This window comes from Neoaquamicrobium sediminum (assembly GCF_040970315.1).
GTDB lineage: Bacteria > Pseudomonadota > Alphaproteobacteria > Rhizobiales > Rhizobiaceae > Aerobium > Aerobium sediminum.
In genome coordinates this window covers 71417-92222 of record NZ_JAZHFV010000011.1, presented here as the reverse complement: position 1 = coordinate 92222, position 20806 = coordinate 71417, and the positions used below count along the sequence as shown (strand labels likewise).

Here is a 20806-nt window from a genome sequence, read left to right as displayed (position 1 = left end):
AAATGCAGTTAATTTGAGAATCTGGCTGCAGGAATTCTCACGATTAAGTGCCTAACCCGGGCAAAACCACCGCATTCTTGCATTTAAATGCCAAGCGACAATCGCCAGGCGAAGTGCGTGAGGGTGAATGGCTGATCGGTCTCGGCATGGCTTCTGCTGCGCGCGTCAACATGTTGATAGAATCGAAAGCGAGCGTGACGCTGACCAAACAGGGCCGTGCGACCATTGAGACCGATATGACGGATATAGGGACTGGCACATACGCCATCCTGGGACAGGTTGCAGCGGAAATGCTGGGATTGCCGGTGACGGACGTTGAAACGAGGCTCGGTGACACCAACTTGCCCCCGGCCTCGGGCTCCGGTGGTTCATTTGGGGCTGCCTCCAACGGAACCGCTGTGTTCCTCGCATGCGAGGAAATCCGCCAACAACTTTGCACCAAGCTCGACTGCAACCCTGAAGATCTGACGCTAAAGGATCGTCACGCGGTCGTGGGCAATCGTCGAATTCCCGTTGTCGATATTCTGAACGGTGAAGACATCCGCGGTGAAGGCCATGTTGAGCCGGGCGAGGCTGAGGACAAGGTCAGGCAGGCTACTTATGGCAGCTATTTCGCGGAGGTGGCCGTGAACTCGGTCACCGGAGAGGTGCGGGTGCGCCGTATGCTCGGGGTATTCGCCGCCGGACGCATTTTGAACGCCAAGACCGCCCGTTCACAATGTCTGGGGGGAATGACCTTTGGAATTGGGATGGCATTAACGGAGGAACTTCTGCACGATCCTCGAGATGGCCATATCGTCAATCGCGATTTTGCTGAATACCATTTGCCGGTGAATGCGGACGTTCCGCAGATTGAGGTTGAACTGCTTGAGGAGCGGGACGCATGGGCGAACCCCTTGCAAGCAAAAGGTATTGGCGAACTCGGCATCTGCGGCGCAGCCGCGGCTATCTTGAACGCGATATATAACGCTACAGGAGTTCGTATTCGCGACTTGCCGGCGACGGTAGATAAGGTTCTCCCCGGCCTTGCTTGACCCAAATACGGCGACCAAAAAAACCAGTCGTCGCCACTGCAAAAATTCGCAAGGGCCCTCTAGCTGTCGACTGTCGCCATGAGCACGGCCAAGTCCGATGGACTGAGCTGCAATTCATAGCGATAAAGAGCTCCAGATCCGTGTATTCCGTCAGCGCAGATCGTAATCACCGTAATTCCATCGCGCTTCGCAACGTCTTCTTCCCTCAGAGCACGATCATAGATCTTCTTCCGATTGCCCACGCGCTTGGCCGGGCCTACATCGACCAGCATCCCCCACCTCCGCCATCGTTCCCATGCATGCAATAGCACATTATTGCCGGGCCCTGAATATAGTCGCGCTGTACTGCTTGACAGGGCCGACAGCGTGTTTAGGTGTTGTCCTCGTTCTGGGAAATGGGCGCGCAAGCACGCACTTCACTGCTTGAACGGTGCCACCTGCATTCCTTAGCAAGGCGGAGATTAGGCGAATTTTAACTACAAGCGTTCACTGTTCAAGTGTCGACTTTGTCTTGCGTAACGGCGACAGCTGGCGCGTCAATTGTATCCCCCTGATCGACAATTGACGCGCCTCTAATCTCGACTTACGGCACAGCGGTGCTCAAAATGCTCCGGCGAGATGGTGGACCCGTTCGTCAGAGGGCTGTCATTGAGAGTTCTCTTCGAACGCTCAAGTCGCTATCCAAAAATTCCGGCTCCGCCTCAGCCCCCACAGCGTCGAAGTAGCGGCTCAAAAAGTTGCGAAACGAGGCGGCTAGAGCGATATCGGCTATATTCAGATCCGAAAGCCCTACGGCACGGAGCGCCTCAATGTCTGCTTGACCTATGCGAGAGGCGTCGACCGTGATCTGCTCGGCATAGGCCAGCATGGCGACCTGTTGGTCCGTCAGTCCGGCGTTTCTATAGTCTCGATGCACGGCGAGTGCTTGTTCCCTTCCGATCATGCCGGACAGCGTCTTGAAGTAGACTTGGGAACAGTAGCTGGAAGGCACATATTTGGCCGCCACCAGGGTGATGAGCCGGAAGTTGAGCAGTCCAAGAGAAAAACCGTCTCTCAACTGCTGCAACAAGTGCTCGATCGGTACCAGCATGTCAGGTCTAGCTGACCAGCATTGCGTTGCCTGCATCACCCTTCCCATTGACGCCAACTCATTGGCATAGATTGCCGCCACTGCGCCCTCAGCCTGTTCTGGTTCTATGGTTTGTATGAACATCGTTACCTCCCGGGGGTACTGACACTGCCACATTCTCGAACGGAAGCGTTGACATGGGAAGAGCTTGCTAAAGGCCGCATTGTCAGCTCGAGGCTACTCCACTCCTTGGTCGCACGATCATGAGTTCCTGCCCGGAGGTGACCTAGCACGCGACTTGTCTTTCGACGGGGTGCGACGGAGGCCTGGTCAGGACTCTGACCAAAGGCTCGATATTGGAGCGGCGAAAAGGTTGTCACCAAAAGGGACGATCTGGTCCCCGTCGTAAAGGACTACGCCCTGCGTGAACCTGCTGTGCAAAGACTCTGAGAGCTTGCGCAATCCCTTGAAATCTCCGGACGACACCGATGCGGCGGCCTTGATCTCGATCCCGGAGATATTCCCGTCTGATGCCTCGAGAACGATGTCTACTTCAACCCCTTCCCGATCTCGGAAGTGAAAGACCGAGGGTTGCTGCTCGCTCCAGCCGATGATCTTGCGCACCTCGCTATGGACGAACGCTTCGAGCACGGTGCCGAAGGCGCTACGGTCGCGCCGGACGTTATCGGGTGAGATGCCCCGCATCGCCGCAAGCAACCCGGAATCCAGAAAGTGCAGCTTGGGCGATTTCGTCAGTCGTTTGAGCTTGTTGGTGAACCAAGGCTGGACCGTATCGATGATGAACAGGCTTTCAAAGATGCGAAGATATTTCTGCGTGGTAACATGGTTGAGGCCGGCCGCAGAGCCGATCGAAGAGTAGTTCACGAGCTGGCCGGAATGCTCGGCGATCATGCGAAGCAAGTGCGGCATTACAGCTATCTGTTCGACTTGGGCGATATCCTTTATGTCGCGCTGCACGATCGCATCGATGTAACTGGTATACCACCCCTGACGTCGTGACCATCGGTTCCGAGAAAAGGCCTCAGGATACCCGCCGCGGAGTACCACCTCAACGAGATCATCTCCGTGAATGCAGTTGCCCACCGTGGGCTTGCGTCCGGAAAACAGGTTGTCGACGAAAGCCGATCGTCGCCCGAGGATTTCGGATTGAGCCAGCGGCAGAAGGGAAATGGTCTCCATTCGGCCGGCGAGGGAGTCGGCCACCTTAGGGATTGTCATCAGGTTGGCGGAGCCGGTAAGCAAAAAGCGACCAGGCCGCGTGTCGCGATCCACCTCGACCTTGATTGGCAACAGTAGCTGCGGAGCGCGCTGTACCTCGTCGATAACGGCGCGGTCGATGCCACGAAGGAAGCCGACCGGATCGGCGCGGGCCGCATCGAGCGTAGTTGGGTCATCGAGGGTGAAGAACTGCATACCCTTCCCGGAAACCTCCTTGGCCAAGGTGGTCTTGCCTGACTGCCTGGGGCCGGAGATGAGGACCACGCGCGTATCCTCGAGTGCTTCCTCGATCCGTACCTTTACATAGCGGGTAAACATGAGAGGCGACTCATCCGCATGCCGGGTTTCGTGACTGAATGAAAGCTATGAAGCCGCGAATTGAAAGTCAACGCTCCGCGAATTGAAAGATGAGTAGCCGCAAATGGAAGGATTTATGCCCGCGGATTGAAATGGCGATACCGCAATCCGATGATTGCCCCCGCCTCCACGTTTTTTGGTTGAGGCTGGGATATGGGCGGACGAACTCAAAAGTTGAACGGTGGAATGCAGGCCGCGTGCTTCTTTTGCCGTTTGCATCGCCTGCGTCTTTAACAATTGCCAGCCCGTCATCCCATCGGTTCCAGATCCACCGGGTTTTCGCTCAGGATCAGGCGGCGAAGCCCTCCCAGCATGTTGGTGCTATTGGTCTCGTCGATGCTTGCGGTTTCCACGATCGTGGCGTGTCCGGTACTCCCACGTCAAGTGGTTGGTTTGTTCTCTTCGTGCCTTGTGGCCAGGCGCCGGTATTCCGCCGGCGTCGGGCCAACTGCGGCGCGGAAAGCGCGTTGGAAGTGCGGCTGGTCGCTGTAGCCTGCAAGCAGCCCGACGAGCGCAAGAGGGGTGTCTGTTCCTGCAAGCAGCCGCGTCGCCAGATGGACACGCGCGGAGGCGACAATGTCGCTCAGGGTCCAGCCGGCTTCCGCCAGCCGCCGCTGAAGCGACCGAAGGCTGAGCCCTGCCGCGTGGGCAATATCGGCCGCCCTGCGGCGTCTCGTCGGTGCTCCGAGCTGTTCCGCAAACACTCGCCTCACATGGGGATCGCTTATACTTCGCCCCGCAACATCGACGGCGGGAACTGGCCCGTCGTCCGATGGCGAAGGAGCATTCGGCGGAGGCGTAAATCCTTGCCAGGAGACCCACCAGATATGGGTCCGGGCGGCTGGTGCGGCAGGTTCAGTGAGTGAGACCGACCCATCAAAACTCAACACAGCACCGTGCGCCCCGCGCCACCTGAGAATGCCCAGGATCAAGCCTGCTACTGCGATGTTCTCGCCTGCAGATATGGACAAACCGCACGTGTCGAAATGCTCCATGACAATCCTGTCATCAGCGCTGTCGACGACACGGGTGCGATGCCGGGAATGGAAATAGCGTTCTATGGCGATCCAGCTTGCGACCACATCGCTCGGCGTCCGGCATCCGGCGAACACGCCGGCGACCGGATGGTCTGCGAAATCCGGCACGATATCGGCAACGCGCAGGATCGTTGCCGGGCCATGAGCCCCAAGCACTCCGTCGAGTAGCGCCCGCTTCTCGGCCGGGTCCACGGTGCGATCACCTACGGCCGTCGAAGCAGGTACCGCTATCGACTGGCGGGCAAGGGAACGGCTCACCATCGCCACAACAAGCGCGCTGGCGAAATCGTCCAAGTTAGGCCGCCTTAACCGGGAGCGCCGTCACCGTCCGGCCCGTCATCGCCGCGATGGCGCTGGTGACGGCCGCCGTTCCGCAGACGATCGCGGTCTCGCCAGCACCCGTCGGCTCGTTGCTGCCCTCGATCAGACGGATTTCGATGCTCGGCACATCGGACAGCACAGGCAGCGGGTAGTCGAAGAAGCTCTCGGGCAGTATGCGCCCGTCCCCCACCACCAGCTCCTCCCTCAACGCCATGCCGATCCCCCACACAAGGTTGCCTTCTACCTGCGCCCGAACCTGATCGGGGTTTATCACAAGGCCGCAGTCATGCGCGCACCACAGGCCGGACACTGTGTACCCGGCATCGCGTCTTGTCACGCGCGCCACTGCGGCGGCGTAGGACATATCCTTGTAGATGCCGCAGGCGAGCCCCCAGCTCTCATTCCGTGAGTCCTTCGGCCGTGACGCCCAGCCGGCCATTTCCGCCGCCTCGGTGAGCACCGTGCTCAAGCGCGCGTGTTCCGGCTTGATCGACTTCAGGCGCATGTCCAACGGGTCGATGCCCTTTGCCCGGGCAAGCGCGTCTATGGCGGTCTCGACCGCCCAGTGGTTGGCCGCGGCACCCAGCCCGCGCCAGGGACCGGTCTTGACCGGCAGGCGAACATCCTGAAACTCGACGCGGCTGGCATCCGCCGCGTAAGGTGGGATCGAGCCCCGCGCGACACCCGGGTCGGCGACGAAACTGGTGGCAAGTTGCAGGCCCGGTCCCATCGCCGCCGAGGTGAAGATGATGTGGCCCGAACGGAATGCGTGGTGCCAATTCGTGATCCGTCCTGCCGCATCTGCTGAAAGCCGGATGCGGTGGGACGATGGAGGGCGATGGAACCCTGCACGGAATTCGTCGCTCCGGCTCCATTGCACCTTGACCGGCCGCCCGCAGAGCTTCGCCAGCCGCGCCGCTTCCATCTCGGCGGCCACGATGGTTCGCGCTCCGAAACCGCCTCCCATGCGCATGCCGTGAACCACCACCTTGTCCCGGTCGAGGCCGAATTCATCGGCAAGGCTGTCTCGGACGAAGAACGGATCCTGAGTGCCAGTCCATACATCCAGGCCACCATTCTCACCGAACCGGGCGATAGACGTGCGGGGCTCGATCGAGGCGTGGGCGGCGTGTGGCACGGTGAGCGTCAGGTCGACGTCGACCGGTCCGCTGCTTGTGTCGCCTGCATCAAGGACACTATGCTCCAGCGCGCCGGATGCGTCACCGACGTCGACCATTGCCGCAATGGCGGCGGAATTGATGTTCGGCCCTTCCTCTTCTTCGACACCAAGCAAGCTTATCGCCTGTGCCAGCGCGCCACGGCGGGAGGCGATGAGGCCTGCGAAGTTGCCCTCCTGGTAGAGGCCAAGGAATCCTGGGATCGATCCACATTCCGACGCATCGATGCCAAGGATTCGCCCTCCGAGGGTCTGTGGGCGGACGACCGCACCGAACACCATTCCCGGCAGGCGGATGTCGTCGGCATAGAGCGGGCGGTTGCCGGTGACGATTGCATCAATGTCGTGGGTCGGATGGGCGCGGCCGACCTCGCGCCGACCGTCTGAAACCGCAAGCAGCCGAGGCGTTGCGGTCTCGACATCCTCGGCGGTCATGAGGAGGGGCGTGCCTGCGCCCAATTCTTCGAAGGTGAGGATCGTCTTGCCATCAGATGCGACGCCATCCGGTGCCAGTTGCAGGTCTGCAACTGGACGGCCAAGCCGTTGCGCGGCCTCGCGCAGAACGGCGCCGGCAAGGGCCGCCGCCGCGCGCGCCACCAGCAAACCCGTCTCGCGCATCGCGTCGGAGCCGACGGTCGAGCGGGCGACCGGAATCAGGCTCGTATCGGGCTGCACGAGACGGACGCGGTACGCGCCGACGCCCAGTTCGTCGGCTGCCACCTGCCGAAGCCCCATCGAGATGCCCTGGCCCATCTCGGCGCGAGTGGAATATAGCTCGACAAACCCGTCCGGCCTCAAGCTGAGCCACGCCGCGGCATCCGCAGACGTCGGCACATTGCGCGGTGGCAGAGTCGGCATCAAGGCCCAGGCCGCCCCCCCGGCGACGACCGTGATACCGGCAGCGCCCCACCCGAGCGCGGTGAGGAAGCGGCGTCGCGACAGCTTCGGCATCATGCGTCTCCCGCCATTGCGGCTTGCGCTCGTGCAATCGCTTTGCGGATGCGTGCCTGTGTGCCGCAGCGGCAGAGAACACCGTCCATTACCGCCTCGATCCCGGACGCGTCGGCATCCGGCCGGGCAGCCAGCAGGGCAAACGCGGTCATGATCTGGCCGTTCTGGCAATAGCCGCACTGCGGCACGCTCTCCTCGATCCAGGCCTGCTGGACCGGATGCAGTTTGTCGCTATCTGCAAGCCCTTCCAGCGTGAGAACCTCGGAGCCTTGTGCTGCCGAGGCCGGATAGACGCACGAGCGATGCGCTTCCCCGTCGATGACGACGGTGCAGGCACCGCAGGACGCCACACCACAGCCGAAGCGCGGCCCATTCAGTCCGAAATGGTCCCGCAGGACGAAGAGCAGGGGTTCGTCGGAAAATTCATCGGGGATTTCCACCGACTGGCGATTGAGAATGATACGCATCTGGACCTCCGTTGATCGGCGGAGGTTCGCGCACCATAGGCAAGCCGTATTGAATGATCGCGCCACAATGGTGGAAGGCAGCACCGGGGCCGATACCGGATGGTCGGGTTTTTGGGCGCCGCGGGCCAAATAGCTGCCGTTTAACTCGGACTGACCTAGTCGACGGCTCCCGACCCCCAAGTCGATCTTTCAGGCCGGGCTGTTGAGCGCCCTAGACCTGCCGTTGATACAGCACCTGCTTCCGGCTCAAGCGAACCCGGCTGCGGATAGTCCGGTTGATCGCGCGAAGTCTGATCATGCGGCTATTCGCAACAAACTGGGTTGGCATCGCTCCCAGCCCCTAAGTGATATGTGGAATACATTGGGCGTCTTGTGCACGTTCTGGGAGAGGAAGAACGCTCAGTTCTGGCAGAGCGCGTTTGTGCGACATTAGAAACAACCCACTACCAACGTCCTAGTCAGCGGCAAATGACCAGAACGACGATAGTGGCAGGGCGAATAGCTTTGAGCCGAATGTCAAAGGTCTATCTCCCAGGTAGACGACGATGCCGATGACGTTCCAGGCGCTCCCGGGGCCGTCGGTTCGGAACCATTGCAGGTGGCGGAAATCATTCAAGTCGACGTTCGATGATGCCTTCATCTCGAAGCCGACTATGGTTCTGTTGGTTTCCGCTAGAATATCGATCTCTCGCCCACGTTGGTGGCGCCAATGATAAAGACGCCAGTGACTCTGCTGATGAGGCAAAGATTTCAACAATTCGTTGTGCACGAAGGTTTCAAGCACTCCACCGAGCGCTGCCGGATTGGCATCGGCAAGAAAGCTCTCAGAAGTCAGGTTCCGTAGTGCCGCGACGATTCCCGTGTCTACGAGGTGAACCTTCGGCTGTCGGATATCGCGCCCGGCCTCGCCAGAAGTCCAGGCTGGGAGCCTCGACATCAACGATAGCTTGGTAAGCACGTCCAGATAGGTCTCGATTGTAGGGCGCTGAACACCGATGATGCTCCCCATTTCCTGGACATTGAGTTCGTTCGCGGTTCGAGCGGCAATCTGATCAATCAGGCGGCGCATGGCATCGGACTTCCGTACCTTAATGAGATCGGCAACATCCCTTTCAACAATGGTGTCCACATAGTCGCGGTAGCGACGTTGTCGGCTACGGTCCGGCAGGTTGCGGATTTCAGGGTAGCCGCCCGCCAGAAGCTCCTGAATATAACCGTTCCTCGAGACGGGTTCTGGTTTCGGTAAGTCCCTAAGTAACGGTTCGGGAGTGCGGCTTGCCCAGTCAAGGATTCTCGCCGGACCCTTGCGTTGGACTTCGGCGCCGCTCAGCGGCAGCATCGTCAATGTCTGGACCCGTCCCGCGAGGGAATCAGCAACATGTGCGTTCGTGAACACATTGGATGATCCAGTTAGGATGAACTGCCCCATCCTTCGCCGTTCATCGACTATCCGCTTGATCGCGAGGGCGAGGCGCTTGGATCGCTGCGCCTCATCGATGATAAGCGGAACGTCATTCGCTTCAGACACGAGCGCTTCGATTTGTCCGGACGGATCGGCCTCCATCGCTGCAAGCACGTTCTCGTCGTCCAACGTAATGAACCTCCCGACATCGAGGAGCTCCCGAACCAGAGTCGTCTTGCCGACCTGTCGAGGGCCGATGATGTTGACCACCCTCGTCGAACGGAGGGAATCCAGCAGTTCGGCTCGCAGGTGTCTTGGCAGCAGAGTGTCTTCCATCGAATGTGACCTCGACATGTTAGATCGCTGGGCGGATTGATAACAGGAAGTTGGGGAAATGTATAGTAAAGATGCGGGGAAATGCATAATTGACGCCCGGGGAAATGTCTAGTCGCTCTGGGCTGAACCCCACAGGACGTGCCCTGCTGGCGCAAGTTCCGCCCTCGGGTAGTCGATGCGTCCGCCATTCCGTAGGGTCAGCAAGGCCGGACTACGCTCAGGACTCATTGATCAGATCCAGAAGATGATGGCTGCTGCGATGCAGATGGCCGAGAAGAAGGTGTGGGCGCATCGGTCGTAGCGGGTTGCGACGCGCCGCCAGCAGCAGACGTACAACCTTTGATGAAGGCGCAATGCCAATAAAGTGCGGCGGACACCTTCACGACCGCAATTTCTACTGCGCCGCACAAAACGCTGGAGTGCGCTTCCACCCCGATCGGTTTGCAGGCTTCATCTAAGTTGCGCAGATTGGGAAATGTTTTACGAGCGACGCCTTTGGGGCCGTATCCGGATTGTCCGGTTCCGGCTGAGATATTGAGAAAGCGGACGTTCGGCCAACGACCCAATGTCAGTCGTTCCGGCACCTTCGTTTCGGCTTGCAAGTAGCCATTGCCGGGAAAGCCCCACCTTCATCGAGCCGTTGGCTATCCGATCAGCGCTGTCTTCAATGCGGGAGCGTCTTCAAGCACATGATCGACGAAGGCGGCGATCCGGGGCGTTTTCCTGAGATCGGGGTGTGAAAGCAGATACCAGCTCCTCGTGAGTTCCTCCACCGGCGGCAGCACCTGGACGAGCGTCTCCTCAGCGTCGCCCAAGGTGGTGGGCAGAGGCGCCACGCCGATACCCGCCTTCACCGCCGACAACGTGCCCAGCATGCTGTTGTTGCGGTTGACGATATGAGCATTCGGCACCGCCTGCGGCAGCCATTTCGCCACGCGGTGGTTCTGCATGATGCCGTCGAAGCCGATCAGGGAATGGTCCGCCAGTTCGAGGATACTACCGGGGCGGCCGTGCTGCTGGATGTAGCTCTTGCTGGCGTAGATCGCCCATATGGAGTCGCAGATCTTGCGACCAACCAGACTGTCGTCCACAGGTTCGCCCGAGCGGAAGGCGACATCGGCCTCGCCCTTGGCGATGTCGAGATAGCGGTCGCTGGTGATAAATTCGACCGCAAGGCCGGGATAGCGCTGGTGAAAGCGGTCGAGCAGCCCGGTGGCGGCGATGCGCGAGACGGTCGGCTCTGGGCAGGTAAGGCGGATCACGCCCTTGAGGTCGTGCTTCAGCGCCTGAACTTGGCGCTCCAGTGCGCCGACTGCGGTCTCGACGGCGAGCACGTAGTCGATCAGCGTCTCGCCCAGTTCAGACAGGCGATAGCCTGACGGATGCCGTTTCACCAGGGTCAGACCGATGCCGCTTTCCAGTTCGCCCAGCCTGCGGTGAACGGTGGACTGGTTCACGCCAAGCGCTTTCGCAGCGGCCAGCGTGCTGCCAAAGCGCGAGACGGCAATGAGATGACGAAGGTCGCTCCAGTCGAACATAACTTCATTATGCACTTTTGCGCGCGGGTTTTGCAGATTCTCTGCTGCCGGCCGTCGAGCCGGCTCGGTAGATTCTCCCTCGTCCTTACGGGAGAAAATCCATGCACCACCAAAGCGACATCAAGACCATGATCGCAGGCCTGACCGTTGGACTGACGCGTAGCGCCCAGGAAAGCGGAATGGCGAAGCTGACCCCGATCCACCGCGAGGTCGTACGGGGCATGCCGATCCAGCCCGAGCAGGAGATCCGGGTACTTTTCTCGACCCTGCATCCGGGCGATGTGACGCCCTATCATTCCCATCGGTTTCCGGTGACCGTTTGCATGCTGGAGGGAACGTTCACGCTGGAACTGGACGGACGGGGGCCCGTAGCCATCGAGGCGGGAGAAGTCTTCGTTGAACCCGCCGGTATCAACATGACCGGTTTCAACAAGGGCAACGTTCCGGCGCGGATGGCGCTCTTTTATGTCTGCGCGCCCGATGCGCCGTTCATCGAATTGAGAATAGCCCATGTGAGTTCTCCTCGGCCTTGATTGGCCAGAGAATAAACGCAGGCATCTCCGTCACGGCTTAGGGGCCAAAGCCGACCAGGCAAACTTTGCCTGAAGGGGGCCGAGTGCGGACAGTCGGGTTTGTATTTCGAGGACTACGAAAGCAGCCATTATCTGCCTAAAGCGTTGCCATCCGAAGGCAAAGCGCCCGGTAGCCGAAGACGAGCGCGATGCGCGTTTGGAGTACGAAGACGTTGATAGGCTGCTCGTCCAAGGTCAGCGAGCCAGAACACCATTTTCGGCCCCCTTTGTCGAATTCGCTTTCGAGACAGGTGCTCGCCGAGGCAGCAGACGATTTGTTCGAGGTGCTTCTTCCGGGGTGGCGGGTGACAAAGTATGCTGGCGCGAACGCACCTGATAGCCGTTCGCCTGGGCGCCTGCCGCAGAGCAGCGCGCCTCTGCGGGGAAAAGTCTCTATCAGCGACGATCCGCGCCCTGCCAGGTGGGCATTGCGCGCTTCGGTTGCGGGAGATAAGCCGGACCCCATGCGGCACTGAAAAAGAGACTGAAGCAACTATGTCCCAGTATTACAAGCAGATGCATCATGGACGCAGCGAAGCGAAACGTTTGCTAGAGGAGCGGCTTGCTCAGAAGGAAATCGGCGATGCCGCCTATGACGAAGGAGCCTTCTGCACCGATGATCGCGCCTTCAAGGCGGTAGGCATAGTGTTCATTGCTGCGTTTGCCCTTGTGGTCTTTGCTGTCACCTGGCTAGGATACTGACCTAGCCTCAAGCCATAAACGCCAAGTCCAGTCCAAAACGATATCAACCCGATGCCGCTGTATTTGTGGCCAGAGCCATGCTTCTTCCAGCCTATCAAAACATGGTGCCGGTCTTTGGGTTGACATTGCGGTAATGCGCCTTGGATGGCTTGGCCAATCCAGGCTTCTTCTGGCCTGTTGGGCGCGTTGCCACAAAGATGTGGATCGCCACAAAACCTGTGACGATCAACACGATTGCGACGAGCACTATCAGATTTACCCATCCGGCTGACATTGATTCCTCCCGCGCTTCGTCCTGTTAGTAGATTATTCTGGTCAAGAAATATATCCGTAGTGGTGTCAAGGTACGTTTTCCCCGCGACCTACAGCAGGGAGAGTATGAGCGATAAGCCTAGAAGGATAAGTGTCAAAATGCCGAGCCAAAGCCTGTCTCTAGCGTAACACTTAGCCACCAGTCCGCCGCGAAAGGCGCGGATTGCCCATCGTGGTCCAGGCAACGCGGTGCCACTTTCGGCAACAGCATCGGCACGCAGGGCAAACAGCCAACGGAAGGCAAGGGCGATCCAGGCCAGAAAGACGACGCTCTGAATCGTCAAGAGAGTGAGGGAAATCAGGGTCATACGAGAGCCCCCTTAGCTGCTGGTTGATTCATGATTGACGGCCGGTAGTGTCTCATCTCCATCTCCTTCCTCGGTGCCAGTCCCATCCGTTCGCGCTGGAACGCTGCGCCCAGAGGGCGGCGCGCGGACGGTCGGCGTCGTCGTCGCCGTTTTCCAATCGGAACCCAGCCTCCAGAACAACCACGCCCTCACTCCAAAGCATCGCAATCCAAATGCCCTTGCGAAATGAATACGCCCTACTGCTAGACATCAACGCCCACGACTGTTGGTAGTCGCAGCACAAGCACAAGGGTTGTTCAAGCGTTCACTGAGACGATTCGATCGACCCGCACAATCAGGGCGTCGCCCGGTGGGCCGATGCCGAACTCGATATGCATGAGGAGTGGGGCCACGCCCTGGCCTGCGAATCGCGCGCGCACTGGTCACGACTGGGCGGCACGATTTTTGCGTGCGACGGGTATCGTCCCAGTGCACGCGACCGATCCTGCGGGCTGAAAAGATCACGCTTCGATACGAGATCAGCCCCCCTGAACCGGGGTTGCGGCGGTGTCCTGGATCACTAATCCTGAGAGGTGGCCGTTCGACCGCAGGATAACGCGTGTGCGCCGTTCGCTGCGGCTCAGGGGGCCATCGTCAGACTGAAAGGAAACTCAGGTGCAACATCAGACTCAGACTGCACAGCGTGCATTCGTCATGCTGAACGCCCACCTCTTCGACCCGAGCACCAGCGATGTCGAGAATGTGGGCCACTACGACCCGGTCACTCAGACCTGGATCGGGCGCATCAACGCGATGGGCAAGACCTACAGCGATCGCTCGACGGTGAACGGCACCGCGTCGGGCGACCGCACCAACACCCAGGACGACTGACGCCATCGACCGTTCGCCGCGCCAACGATCCGGGGCGGCGAACGTTTCGTGCACCTTCGAACGTCACCATGTCCAAGCCCATTCTTATTGTTACCGAGAAATTCGATCCGCATGCCGATGCGGTGATCGAGAAGCTGCGTGAGCGCGACCGTCCGTTCTTCCGGCTCAATTCGGACGACTTCCATATCGACTATTATGTCGATCTGGACGGGCGCGACGGTGTGATGTCCTTCCATGATCGCTGGGGCCGGTCGGTGCGCTTTCCCGATGGCGTGCATGCAGCGTGGCATCGCAAGCCCCGCGAGCCAAATCCGCCCGAGGGCGTAACCGAAGAGGCGGCACGCACCACGATCCGCACCGAGACCATCGAACTGATGAGCTATCTCAGCTGCATCCGCACGATCCCCTGGTACAATAACCCGGAGGACAATCGCGTCGCGCAGCGCAAATTCCCGCAACTCCGCCTCGCGCGCGAGCTGGGCCTCAAGGTCCCGCGCACCCTGGTGACCAACGATCCTGCGCGCGCGCGAACGTTCCAGCAGGATGTTGGCGGCGACTTGTTGTGCAAGCCGATGAAGGAGCCGGGCTTCACCACGGACGACGAGATCTATTTCATCTTCGCCCGCAAGGTCGGGACGCAGGAATTCGACGACAACCTCGATCGGATCGCACTTTGCCCGACACTACTGCAGGAATACACACCCAAGGCCTACGAGCTGCGCGTCACCATCATCGGTGACAAGGTGTTTGCCTGTCGGCTGGATTCGCAGCGTACGCCTGGTGCCGAAACCGACTGGCGACGTGTCAGCCCGGAGAAGGTCGCGCACAGCCTGATCGACCTCGAGCCCGCGGTCGAGGACCGCCTGCGCGAGATGCTGAGGCTCTGCAATCTCCGCTTCGGCGCTTTCGACCTGATCGTCACGCCTGAGGACGAGACGGTGTTTCTCGAGCTCAATCCCAATGGACAGTGGCTGTGGATCGAGTTGCTCACCGGCGCCCCGATGGTCGACGCCATGACCGACCTCCTTCTGTCCTGATTCATGAGGCGCGGACCGGCATGATGGGTAGCGGGTTCTCGGGGCTTTGGACGCTGTTCCGCGCCGAGTTGCGCGGGCCGTTCGCGCCGTTGTCGCTGGCCGTGGTTATCGCGATTGCGCTCGGCGGCGTCGCGGTGCTCGCGCCGCTGCTGATCGCGCGGCTCGTCGACGGCGTCGTCGCCCATGCCATCACGTTGCCACTGATCGCGCTGATCGCTGCGGGCTTTCTCACCTGCGCGCTCGCCGATGCCGGGCTCGTCCTGCTTCGGCACCGCCTGATCGTCCGCGCGCAGGTCGGCCTGCGGCGGCGCATCGCCCCGCTGCTGTTCGCCTCGATCCTGCGGCTGCCTCTGTCGCGCCTGCGAAGCGACGGCCATGCCGGCGCGATCCGTGCCTTCGACGATCTCGACGACGTCATCGACATGGTGGCGCGCACCATGCCGGACCTGATGACCAGCGCGATCCTCACGCTCAGCTATACGTTGCTGATCGTGGTCATCGATATCCGGCTTGCGGCCGTCGCGCTGGTGACGCTTGCGCTCGCGCTGCTGACATCGACGCAACTAGCGCGCCTGACGCGGTCTGGGTTCGCCGGATGGTTGGTCGAGCGCGATCGCCGCTTCTCGCTGATCGTCGAAAGCGTCACATCACTGCTGACGATCAAGTCGCTGAGTGCGCATCGACCAATCCATGAGCGCTTCACGAGCCACCAGCAGGCGGAGGGAGGAAGCTTGCGTGTACTGCGCGAACGCCTCGGCGCGGCCGACGCCGTCAATCGTGCGTGGATCGCCGTCGCACCCGGCGTCGTCGGTTGCGTCGGCGCATGGCTCGCGATGCAGGGACAGATCAGCGCCGGTGAGCTCGTGCTGTTCCTGATGGTATCCGGCTCGCTTGCCGGCCCCGTTGGCGACATCTGCGTCCATTGGGAGGTGGCGCAACGCTCGCTCGCGAGTCTGGACCGTGTTTCCGTTGTTCTGGTGGGGCCAGAGTTTGAGGATATAGACGGCGGCGCGGATAGCCCCGTCCGGCTGAACCAAGGATTGTCGCTCGCGGACGTTACGTATCGTCACGGTGACGGCGCGCCTGCCCTGAAGAGCGTGACTCTCGCCATCAAAGCCGGAGATCACGTCGCCATTGCCGGGCCGTCGGGCGGCGGCAAGACCACGCTTGCGCATCTCATCGCGCGATTGGTCGATATAAACGACGGCGCCATGCATGTGGGACCGCGTGACGCATCGGATGTTCCGCTCGGCCATTATCGTCGCCGTGTCCTCGTCGTGCCGCATGTGGTGGACATCTTCAGCGCCAGCATCGAGGACAATATCCGCCTGTGGGACGACGCCTTTCCGGCGTCCGCCGTGACCAAGGCGGTGTCGCTCGCCCAATTGACCGATGTCATCGGCGGCCTGCCCGACGGGATGGCGACCTGCCTCACCAGCAGTGGTGAACCGCTCTCAGCCGGGCAGCGCCAGCGGATCGGGATCGCGCGGGCGATGCTGCGCGAGCCTGACATCCTCATTCTCGACGAAGCGACGTCGTCGCTCGACGCCGAGACGGAACGCGCCGTCATCAGCAATGTTTGCCGCGCCATGGCCGGACGGACGCTGCTTGTGATCACCCACCGATCGGAACTGGCCTCGACCTTCCCGCGCCTGCTGCGGATCACCGACGGTGAGGTGCAGGATGAGGAAACTCAACGTCGCGGCATGAGCGGAACGTTCTAGTTTTCCACCTCGTGTCTGCAAAATGAAACGATGACTTCGGCGCCGCGCTGCCGAATCAAAGTGCTACCCAGGCGAACAGCCCGATGGTATAAGCCCGCGGGGACTGGGGGATCGGCGTGAGTTCGACGGGGACAATCGGCGAGGCGGAGCAGCGCCTGCCGACCGGTGGATGCGATGTTGCCGGTCAGGCAGCGGGCGAAGCCCGGCGGTTGTCGCCGGGCAACATCTTGCTCCGCGTGATGCTGATCTGCATTGCCGCAGCCGTCGTGACGGTTGCGATTGCGATCTCCCGGCCATATCTTGGCCTAGAACTTGCCGCCGATCCCGTTCGCAATGCCATCACTGTCAAGTCTGTTGCTCTGGGTGGACCGGCCGATGGGTTGCGAGCCTCGCCAGGCACGAAGCTCGCCGCCATCGGCTCCGCGCGCGATAGCGCGTCGGCGGGGCAGGTACCGGCAGTAGTGCAACTCACCGCCGGAGACCTAGTCGAGGATCCGGATGGATTGGAAAGTTACGCCGCGCTCGCGGATTTCATGAAGCGCCAAACGGAGCTTGCCGGCATCATCAGCGGGCAGACGGTCGCGCTTGATTTCACCGACAATGCGACCCGCACGACGTATGTTGCGACAATCCAACCGCGCGCGCGGTCTATCGCCGACCTGCCCGTGGTTTTCTGGGTGCAGCTTCTGTCGGGCCTCGCCGGTTTCGCCATTGGCGCCTGGGTCTGGTCGATGCGCCGCGGCGATCTCGCCGCGGGAATGTTCGCCCTCTCGGGTGTAGGGCTGCTGCTGTCGGCGTTGCCGGCCGCGATTTACAGCACGCGCGAGCTGGCCATCGACGGCGGTTCGTTCTTCGGCCTGTCGGTACTCAATCATTTCGGAACGCATATGTTCGGCGGCGCGATGATCGCGCTGTTCCTCAGCTATCCGCGGCCGCTGGTGCGCCCCGTCTGGCTGCTGGCGATCCCTGTGATCCTTGCGGCAACGCTGACTGCCGACGTCACGCGCCTGTTACCCGATCCCGTCACCGGGATGTACGTGCCGATGCTCCTCGAGATGCTGGCGATCATCGCGCTGATCCTGCTGCAGCGCTGGCTCGCGCGCGACATGCCGGTGACGCGCGCCGCGATGCGCTGGCTCGGGCTGTCTGTGGTCATCGGCGCAGGCGCCTTCGTCGCGGCGATCGCGATTCCACTGCTGTTGGAGATCGAGCCGGCCATCAGCCAGGGCTTCGCCTTTGCCTTCTTCCTGCTGATATACAGCGGCATCGCGCTCGGCATCCGGCGCTATCGCCTGTTCGAATTGGGTGACTGGTCCTTCCGCATCCTGTTCTACACCAGCGGTGCCGTCGTGCTGTTGGTGCTCGACGCGGCGCTGATCTGGTTCCTCCACCTCGAGCGCGGGCCGGCGCTGGGCATCTCGCTGCTGATCACCAGCTTCGGCTATCTGCCGCTGCGCGATGCCTTGTGGCGGGGCATCTACAGCAAGCGCCTCCCGCCGGTGCACGAGCTGTTTGCCGGCGCGATGGAAGTCGCCTTCAGCCTCACTCGCGCGGAACGCACGGAACGCTGGCGCGCGCTGCTCGCGCGGCTCTACGATCCGCTCAAGATCGTGCCGGCCGAGACGCCGGTCGGCGACGTGGCCGTGGTAGACGACGGCCTAGACATGCTGATCCCGCCGGTCGCGGACTCACCGGCGCTACGCCTGTCCTATCCCTTCGCTGGCAAGGGGATGTTCGGGCCGCACGACCTGCAGTTGGCGAAGCAACTCGTCGCCCTGGTGATGCAGGCGGACACCAACCGCGACGCCTATGATCGCGGTGTTTTGGAAGAGCGTCAGCGCATCGCGCGCGACCTGCATGACGATGTCGGCGCCCGCCTGCTCACCGGGCTGCACAGCGTCGACGACCGCACGCGTCCGGTTCTGCATGCCGCTCTGTCCGACATCCGCTCGATCGTCAGCGGCTTGAACGGCGAAGAGGCAGCGCTGGATCGCGTGCTGGCCGAAGCGCGTCATGAGACCGCGCGGCGCCTTGAGACGGTCGGCATCGCCCTGGAATGGCCTGCCATGGAAGAAGAGCTCGCGCAGAATGCCGTACTCGACTATCGCCAGACCAAGGCCCTGGTGTCGTCGGTGCGGGAGATCGTGAGCAACGTCATGCGCCATGCCCATGCAACGCGCGTGCGTGCCGACATCGCGCTCACCGGCACGGACCTTACCCTGCGCATCAGCGACGACGGCTGGGGGATGCCTGCGGACGGTCCGGGACGCGGTTTCGGACTGGGTAACGTCCAGCGGCGCGTCGAGGAGATCGGCGGCAGCCTGACGGCAACATCGACGCCCGGCGGTACCTCGATGGCTATTGCGGTCCCGTTGAAGACCGCGGGGCACCCCTGAACAGGGGTTGGCGTCGGGGAGAAATCCGGTAGGCTTGAGGCGGATGATGCCCGCTCTGGCGACCAACCTGTCTGCGCACAAATGCCTGCTGGTCGAGGATCAGCCGCGCACGCGCGACTGGCTGCTCGGTGCGCTTACAAGCGCGTTTCCCGGCATCAGCATTGTCACGGCCTCATCACTGCACGAGGCGCAGGCCTGCCTCGATGCGGCGTCCGGTCTTGGCGGTGACTTCACTCTCGCCGTGATCGATCTCGGGCTGCCCGACGGATCGGGGATCGACATTGTGCGCCGGCTCGCGGCCGAACGACCGGACACCCTGTCGATCGTCGCCACGATCTATGACGACGACGCACATCTGTTCGAAGCGATCGCGGCCGGCGCGCGCGGCTATCTGCTCAAGGACGAGGACGTCGATCTCCTGATCGGCTACCTGCGCCGGATCGAGCAGGGTGAGCCGCCGCTGTCCCCCTCGATCGCGCACCGCATGCTGGCGCATTTCCGGACGCCGCGTCCCATGTCTCCGGTGCGTGACAACGCTGGCTTGACCAACCGGGAGATCGAGACCCTGAGCCTGTTGTCGAAAGGGCTTACCGTTGCCGAGACGGCCACCCGGCTCGGGCTCAAGCCGCAGACGGTCGCGAGCTACGTCAAGGCGATTTACCAGAAGCTCAACATTACCTCGCGCGCGGAAGCGGCGCGCGAGGCGATCCGCCGCGGCCTGGCGTGAGGCAACTGGGCGTTACTGCGCTTCGATCTTCGCGATCTTGATGTACTGGTCCCAATCCACCATCGTTATGAGAAACGCCGCTTTGTGCTGTTATGGTGGTGTTTCGACGGGAAATGAGACTTCATGCAGCGCTTTCGCAAATTGCTGAACGAAGTCAGGGGCGATGCAACGCCATTCGCGCGACCGGACAACGTCGCCCTGGCGGGAGTGGGGAGCCGCCTCGCAGCCTCGGACGTGATCGAGATTCTGGATGAACTGGACAGGCTTGCGCGCGAACGCGACGCCCTGCCGCAATGGGATGGCGATACATCGGACGAGATTGCACGCTGGCAGGAGATTCTCGCACGCCTGCGTGCAGCGAGCTCCGGCGCGGCAAGACAAACGCTGGTGTCGACCTCGCCCGCCGTGAGCCTCAGACGCAGCAGTATGTCGAGATCGCCCTTAGCTGACGTGCCTGCCGGGGCGGCCCGAGACCATGTTGTAGAATATCGCCCACTCGCTTCCGGAGGATGCCAATGAAACCACTCGTGATCGCCGTGTTGCTTGCTCTCCTTGGTGCCGCCATGCCCGCATCGGCGGGGTCGCATATGCCGATCGAGGGCATTGGCTCGACATGTCTCGAAACCATCCTGCGCAATTGTCGGGTCCTGACGGCCGGCTACGTCAATGCCGACGGCGGCGACCGGGATGGCGAGCCGATGCTGGCTTGGCAGACCCAGACCGGGTTCACCCCCGAAGACGGCGTCATGGGCGGGTTCGTGCTGTTTCAGCATGCTTCCGGCAAATGGACCGTGATGGATGCCGGCTTTAATGGCTGGCGCTTCTCGCCGCCCCAGCTCAGCGAGACTGGCCTGTTGCATATCGCCGGATATGGCGGTGGAACCGGCGCCTACAATGCCGACCGGCTCTATCAATGGCGCGATCCTGGCGATGCCGTCGCTCGGGAAGGCTGGCGACAGATTGACATGGGCACATGGCTGAAGACGATCGGGGAGAAACTGCCCGCAGGGCTTGAAATCTGGAAGGGCGTTCAATTCGAGTTTCAAGACCCGTGGTCTGGAATGATCGCCCGCACCGGTCTCTGGCGATCGGACGACGGCAATTGCTGTCCCACCGGTGGCAGCGCGGTGATTGCCTTCGGTATCGAGGATGATCGGCTCGTGGTCTCCAGGGTGGATTATGTGGTGCCCTGAACCGCGATCATCTCACCGCATGGCAGAACAGGCGGCA

At 61.4% G+C, this 20806-nt stretch carries 20 protein-coding genes and 1 pseudogene; 10 read left to right on the top strand and 11 right to left on the bottom strand.

Annotation, left to right across the window (positions count from 1 at the left end; all coding sequences use genetic code 11):
- Positions 1-47: 47 nt before the first annotated feature.
- Positions 48-1034 carry a xanthine dehydrogenase family protein molybdopterin-binding subunit gene (locus V1479_RS23755; RefSeq protein WP_368805041.1) on the top strand — a complete coding sequence of 329 codons (987 nt, stop codon included), beginning with the start codon at positions 48-50 and terminating at the stop codon, positions 1032-1034.
- Between the two features lie 59 nt (positions 1035-1093).
- Here the strand turns inward: V1479_RS23755 and V1479_RS23750 are convergent, their stop codons facing one another.
- The 9 genes and pseudogenes from V1479_RS23750 to V1479_RS23710 all read right to left on the bottom strand — a co-directional run bounded on the left by V1479_RS23750 (position 1094) and on the right by V1479_RS23710 (position 10943).
- Positions 1094-1306 carry a hypothetical protein gene (locus tag V1479_RS23750; RefSeq protein WP_173194154.1) on the bottom strand — a complete coding sequence of 71 codons (213 nt, stop codon included), beginning with the start codon at positions 1304-1306 and terminating at the stop codon, positions 1094-1096.
- 362 nt (positions 1307-1668) lie between these two features.
- Positions 1669-2247, bottom strand: coding sequence for a carboxymuconolactone decarboxylase family protein (locus V1479_RS23745; RefSeq protein ID WP_173194152.1), 579 nt, complete (start codon positions 2245-2247; stop codon positions 1669-1671).
- 186 nt (positions 2248-2433) lie between these two features.
- Positions 2434-3660, bottom strand: a complete 1227-nt coding sequence (locus V1479_RS23740) for an ATP-binding protein (protein WP_368805040.1) — start codon at positions 3658-3660, stop codon at positions 2434-2436.
- A 419-nt stretch (positions 3661-4079) separates the two neighbouring features.
- Positions 4080-5030: a helix-turn-helix transcriptional regulator gene (locus V1479_RS23735; protein ID WP_173194150.1), complete on the bottom strand. Its 951-nt coding sequence runs from the start codon at positions 5028-5030 to the stop codon at positions 4080-4082.
- A gap of 1 nt (position 5031) precedes the next feature.
- On the bottom strand, positions 5032-7185 hold the full coding sequence (locus V1479_RS23730) for a xanthine dehydrogenase family protein molybdopterin-binding subunit (protein ID WP_368805039.1): 2154 nt from the start codon (positions 7183-7185) through the stop codon (positions 5032-5034).
- Complete coding sequence (locus tag V1479_RS23725) at positions 7185-7652, bottom strand: (2Fe-2S)-binding protein (RefSeq protein ID WP_173194144.1); 468 nt, start codon at positions 7650-7652, stop codon at positions 7185-7187. The genes V1479_RS23730 and V1479_RS23725 overlap by 1 nt, the downstream gene beginning before the upstream one ends.
- A gap of 454 nt (positions 7653-8106) precedes the next feature.
- Complete coding sequence (locus tag V1479_RS23720; protein WP_368805038.1) at positions 8107-9390, bottom strand: ATP-binding protein; 1284 nt, start codon at positions 9388-9390, stop codon at positions 8107-8109.
- 231 nt (positions 9391-9621) lie between these two features.
- Positions 9622-9711, bottom strand: a pseudogene (locus tag V1479_RS23715) (IS5/IS1182 family transposase); the annotation flags it as partial.
- Between the two features lie 323 nt (positions 9712-10034).
- Positions 10035-10943 (bottom strand): LysR family transcriptional regulator, encoded by a 909-nt coding sequence (locus tag V1479_RS23710; protein WP_368805037.1) that lies wholly within the window; start codon positions 10941-10943, stop codon positions 10035-10037.
- 86 nt (positions 10944-11029) lie between these two features.
- Here V1479_RS23710 and V1479_RS23705 point away from each other — a divergent pair, with 86 nt between their 5' ends.
- A complete protein-coding gene (locus V1479_RS23705) occupies positions 11030-11461 on the top strand; it encodes a cupin domain-containing protein (RefSeq protein WP_368805036.1) in 432 nt (143 codons plus the stop codon).
- A 534-nt stretch (positions 11462-11995) separates the two neighbouring features.
- On the top strand, positions 11996-12202 hold the full coding sequence (locus V1479_RS23700) for a hypothetical protein (RefSeq protein ID WP_368805035.1): 207 nt from the start codon (positions 11996-11998) through the stop codon (positions 12200-12202).
- Between the two features lie 94 nt (positions 12203-12296).
- Here V1479_RS23700 and V1479_RS23695 read toward each other — a convergent pair whose 3' ends face one another.
- Positions 12297-12476, bottom strand: coding sequence for a hypothetical protein (locus V1479_RS23695; RefSeq protein WP_368805034.1), 180 nt, complete (start codon positions 12474-12476; stop codon positions 12297-12299).
- Positions 12477-12564: 88 nt separating this feature from the next.
- Positions 12565-12822 carry a hypothetical protein gene (locus V1479_RS23690; protein ID WP_368805033.1) on the bottom strand — a complete coding sequence of 86 codons (258 nt, stop codon included), beginning with the start codon at positions 12820-12822 and terminating at the stop codon, positions 12565-12567.
- 654 nt (positions 12823-13476) lie between these two features.
- On the opposite strand from V1479_RS23690, the gene V1479_RS23685 reads away from it, so the two are divergent.
- The 7 genes from V1479_RS23685 to V1479_RS23655 all read left to right on the top strand — a co-directional run bounded on the left by V1479_RS23685 (position 13477) and on the right by V1479_RS23655 (position 20769).
- Complete coding sequence (locus V1479_RS23685; protein WP_368805032.1) at positions 13477-13692, top strand: hypothetical protein; 216 nt, start codon at positions 13477-13479, stop codon at positions 13690-13692.
- Positions 13693-13760: 68 nt separating this feature from the next.
- Positions 13761-14729 (top strand): MvdC/MvdD family ATP grasp protein, encoded by a 969-nt coding sequence (locus V1479_RS23680; protein WP_368805031.1) that lies wholly within the window; start codon positions 13761-13763, stop codon positions 14727-14729.
- Between the two features lie 20 nt (positions 14730-14749).
- Complete coding sequence (locus tag V1479_RS23675; protein ID WP_368805030.1) at positions 14750-16453, top strand: ABC transporter ATP-binding protein; 1704 nt, start codon at positions 14750-14752, stop codon at positions 16451-16453.
- 461 nt (positions 16454-16914) lie between these two features.
- Positions 16915-18849: a sensor histidine kinase gene (locus V1479_RS23670; protein WP_368805029.1), complete on the top strand. Its 1935-nt coding sequence runs from the start codon at positions 16915-16917 to the stop codon at positions 18847-18849.
- 46 nt (positions 18850-18895) lie between these two features.
- Positions 18896-19576, top strand: a complete 681-nt coding sequence (locus V1479_RS23665; protein WP_368805028.1) for a LuxR C-terminal-related transcriptional regulator — start codon at positions 18896-18898, stop codon at positions 19574-19576.
- A 123-nt stretch (positions 19577-19699) separates the two neighbouring features.
- Complete coding sequence (locus tag V1479_RS23660; RefSeq protein WP_368805027.1) at positions 19700-20095, top strand: hypothetical protein; 396 nt, start codon at positions 19700-19702, stop codon at positions 20093-20095.
- Entirely contained in the window at positions 20092-20769 is a 678-nt protein-coding gene (locus V1479_RS23655; RefSeq protein WP_368805026.1) for a hypothetical protein, read from the top strand. The genes V1479_RS23660 and V1479_RS23655 overlap by 4 nt, the downstream gene beginning before the upstream one ends.
- The last annotated feature ends 37 nt before the right edge of the window (positions 20770-20806 follow it).

Excerpts from the sequence above, each read along its gene's own strand:
- V1479_RS23695 (WP_368805034.1), bottom strand. The coding sequence starts at position 12,476 with ATGTCAGCCGGATGGGTAAATCTGATAGTGCTCGTCGCAATCGTGTTG.
- V1479_RS23665 (WP_368805028.1), top strand. The coding sequence starts at position 18,896 with ATGCCCGCTCTGGCGACCAACCTGTCTGCGCACAAATGCCTGCTGGTC.
- V1479_RS23680 (WP_368805031.1), top strand. The coding sequence starts at position 13,761 with ATGTCCAAGCCCATTCTTATTGTTACCGAGAAATTCGATCCGCATGCC.
- V1479_RS23720 (WP_368805038.1), bottom strand. The coding sequence starts at position 9,390 with ATGGAAGACACTCTGCTGCCAAGACACCTGCGAGCCGAACTGCTGGAT.
- V1479_RS23750 (WP_173194154.1), bottom strand. The coding sequence starts at position 1,306 with ATGCTGGTCGATGTAGGCCCGGCCAAGCGCGTGGGCAATCGGAAGAAG.
- V1479_RS23675 (WP_368805030.1), top strand. The coding sequence starts at position 14,750 with ATGATGGGTAGCGGGTTCTCGGGGCTTTGGACGCTGTTCCGCGCCGAG.
- V1479_RS23700 (WP_368805035.1), top strand. The coding sequence starts at position 11,996 with ATGTCCCAGTATTACAAGCAGATGCATCATGGACGCAGCGAAGCGAAA.
- V1479_RS23740 (WP_368805040.1), bottom strand. The coding sequence starts at position 3,660 with ATGTTTACCCGCTATGTAAAGGTACGGATCGAGGAAGCACTCGAGGAT.
- V1479_RS23725 (WP_173194144.1), bottom strand. The coding sequence starts at position 7,652 with ATGCGTATCATTCTCAATCGCCAGTCGGTGGAAATCCCCGATGAATTT.
- V1479_RS23660 (WP_368805027.1), top strand. The coding sequence starts at position 19,700 with ATGCAGCGCTTTCGCAAATTGCTGAACGAAGTCAGGGGCGATGCAACG.
- V1479_RS23705 (WP_368805036.1), top strand. The coding sequence starts at position 11,030 with ATGCACCACCAAAGCGACATCAAGACCATGATCGCAGGCCTGACCGTT.
- V1479_RS23730 (WP_368805039.1), bottom strand. The coding sequence starts at position 7,185 with ATGCCGAAGCTGTCGCGACGCCGCTTCCTCACCGCGCTCGGGTGGGGC.
- V1479_RS23655 (WP_368805026.1), top strand. The coding sequence starts at position 20,092 with ATGAAACCACTCGTGATCGCCGTGTTGCTTGCTCTCCTTGGTGCCGCC.
- V1479_RS23690 (WP_368805033.1), bottom strand. The coding sequence starts at position 12,822 with ATGACCCTGATTTCCCTCACTCTCTTGACGATTCAGAGCGTCGTCTTT.
- V1479_RS23745 (WP_173194152.1), bottom strand. The coding sequence starts at position 2,247 with ATGTTCATACAAACCATAGAACCAGAACAGGCTGAGGGCGCAGTGGCG.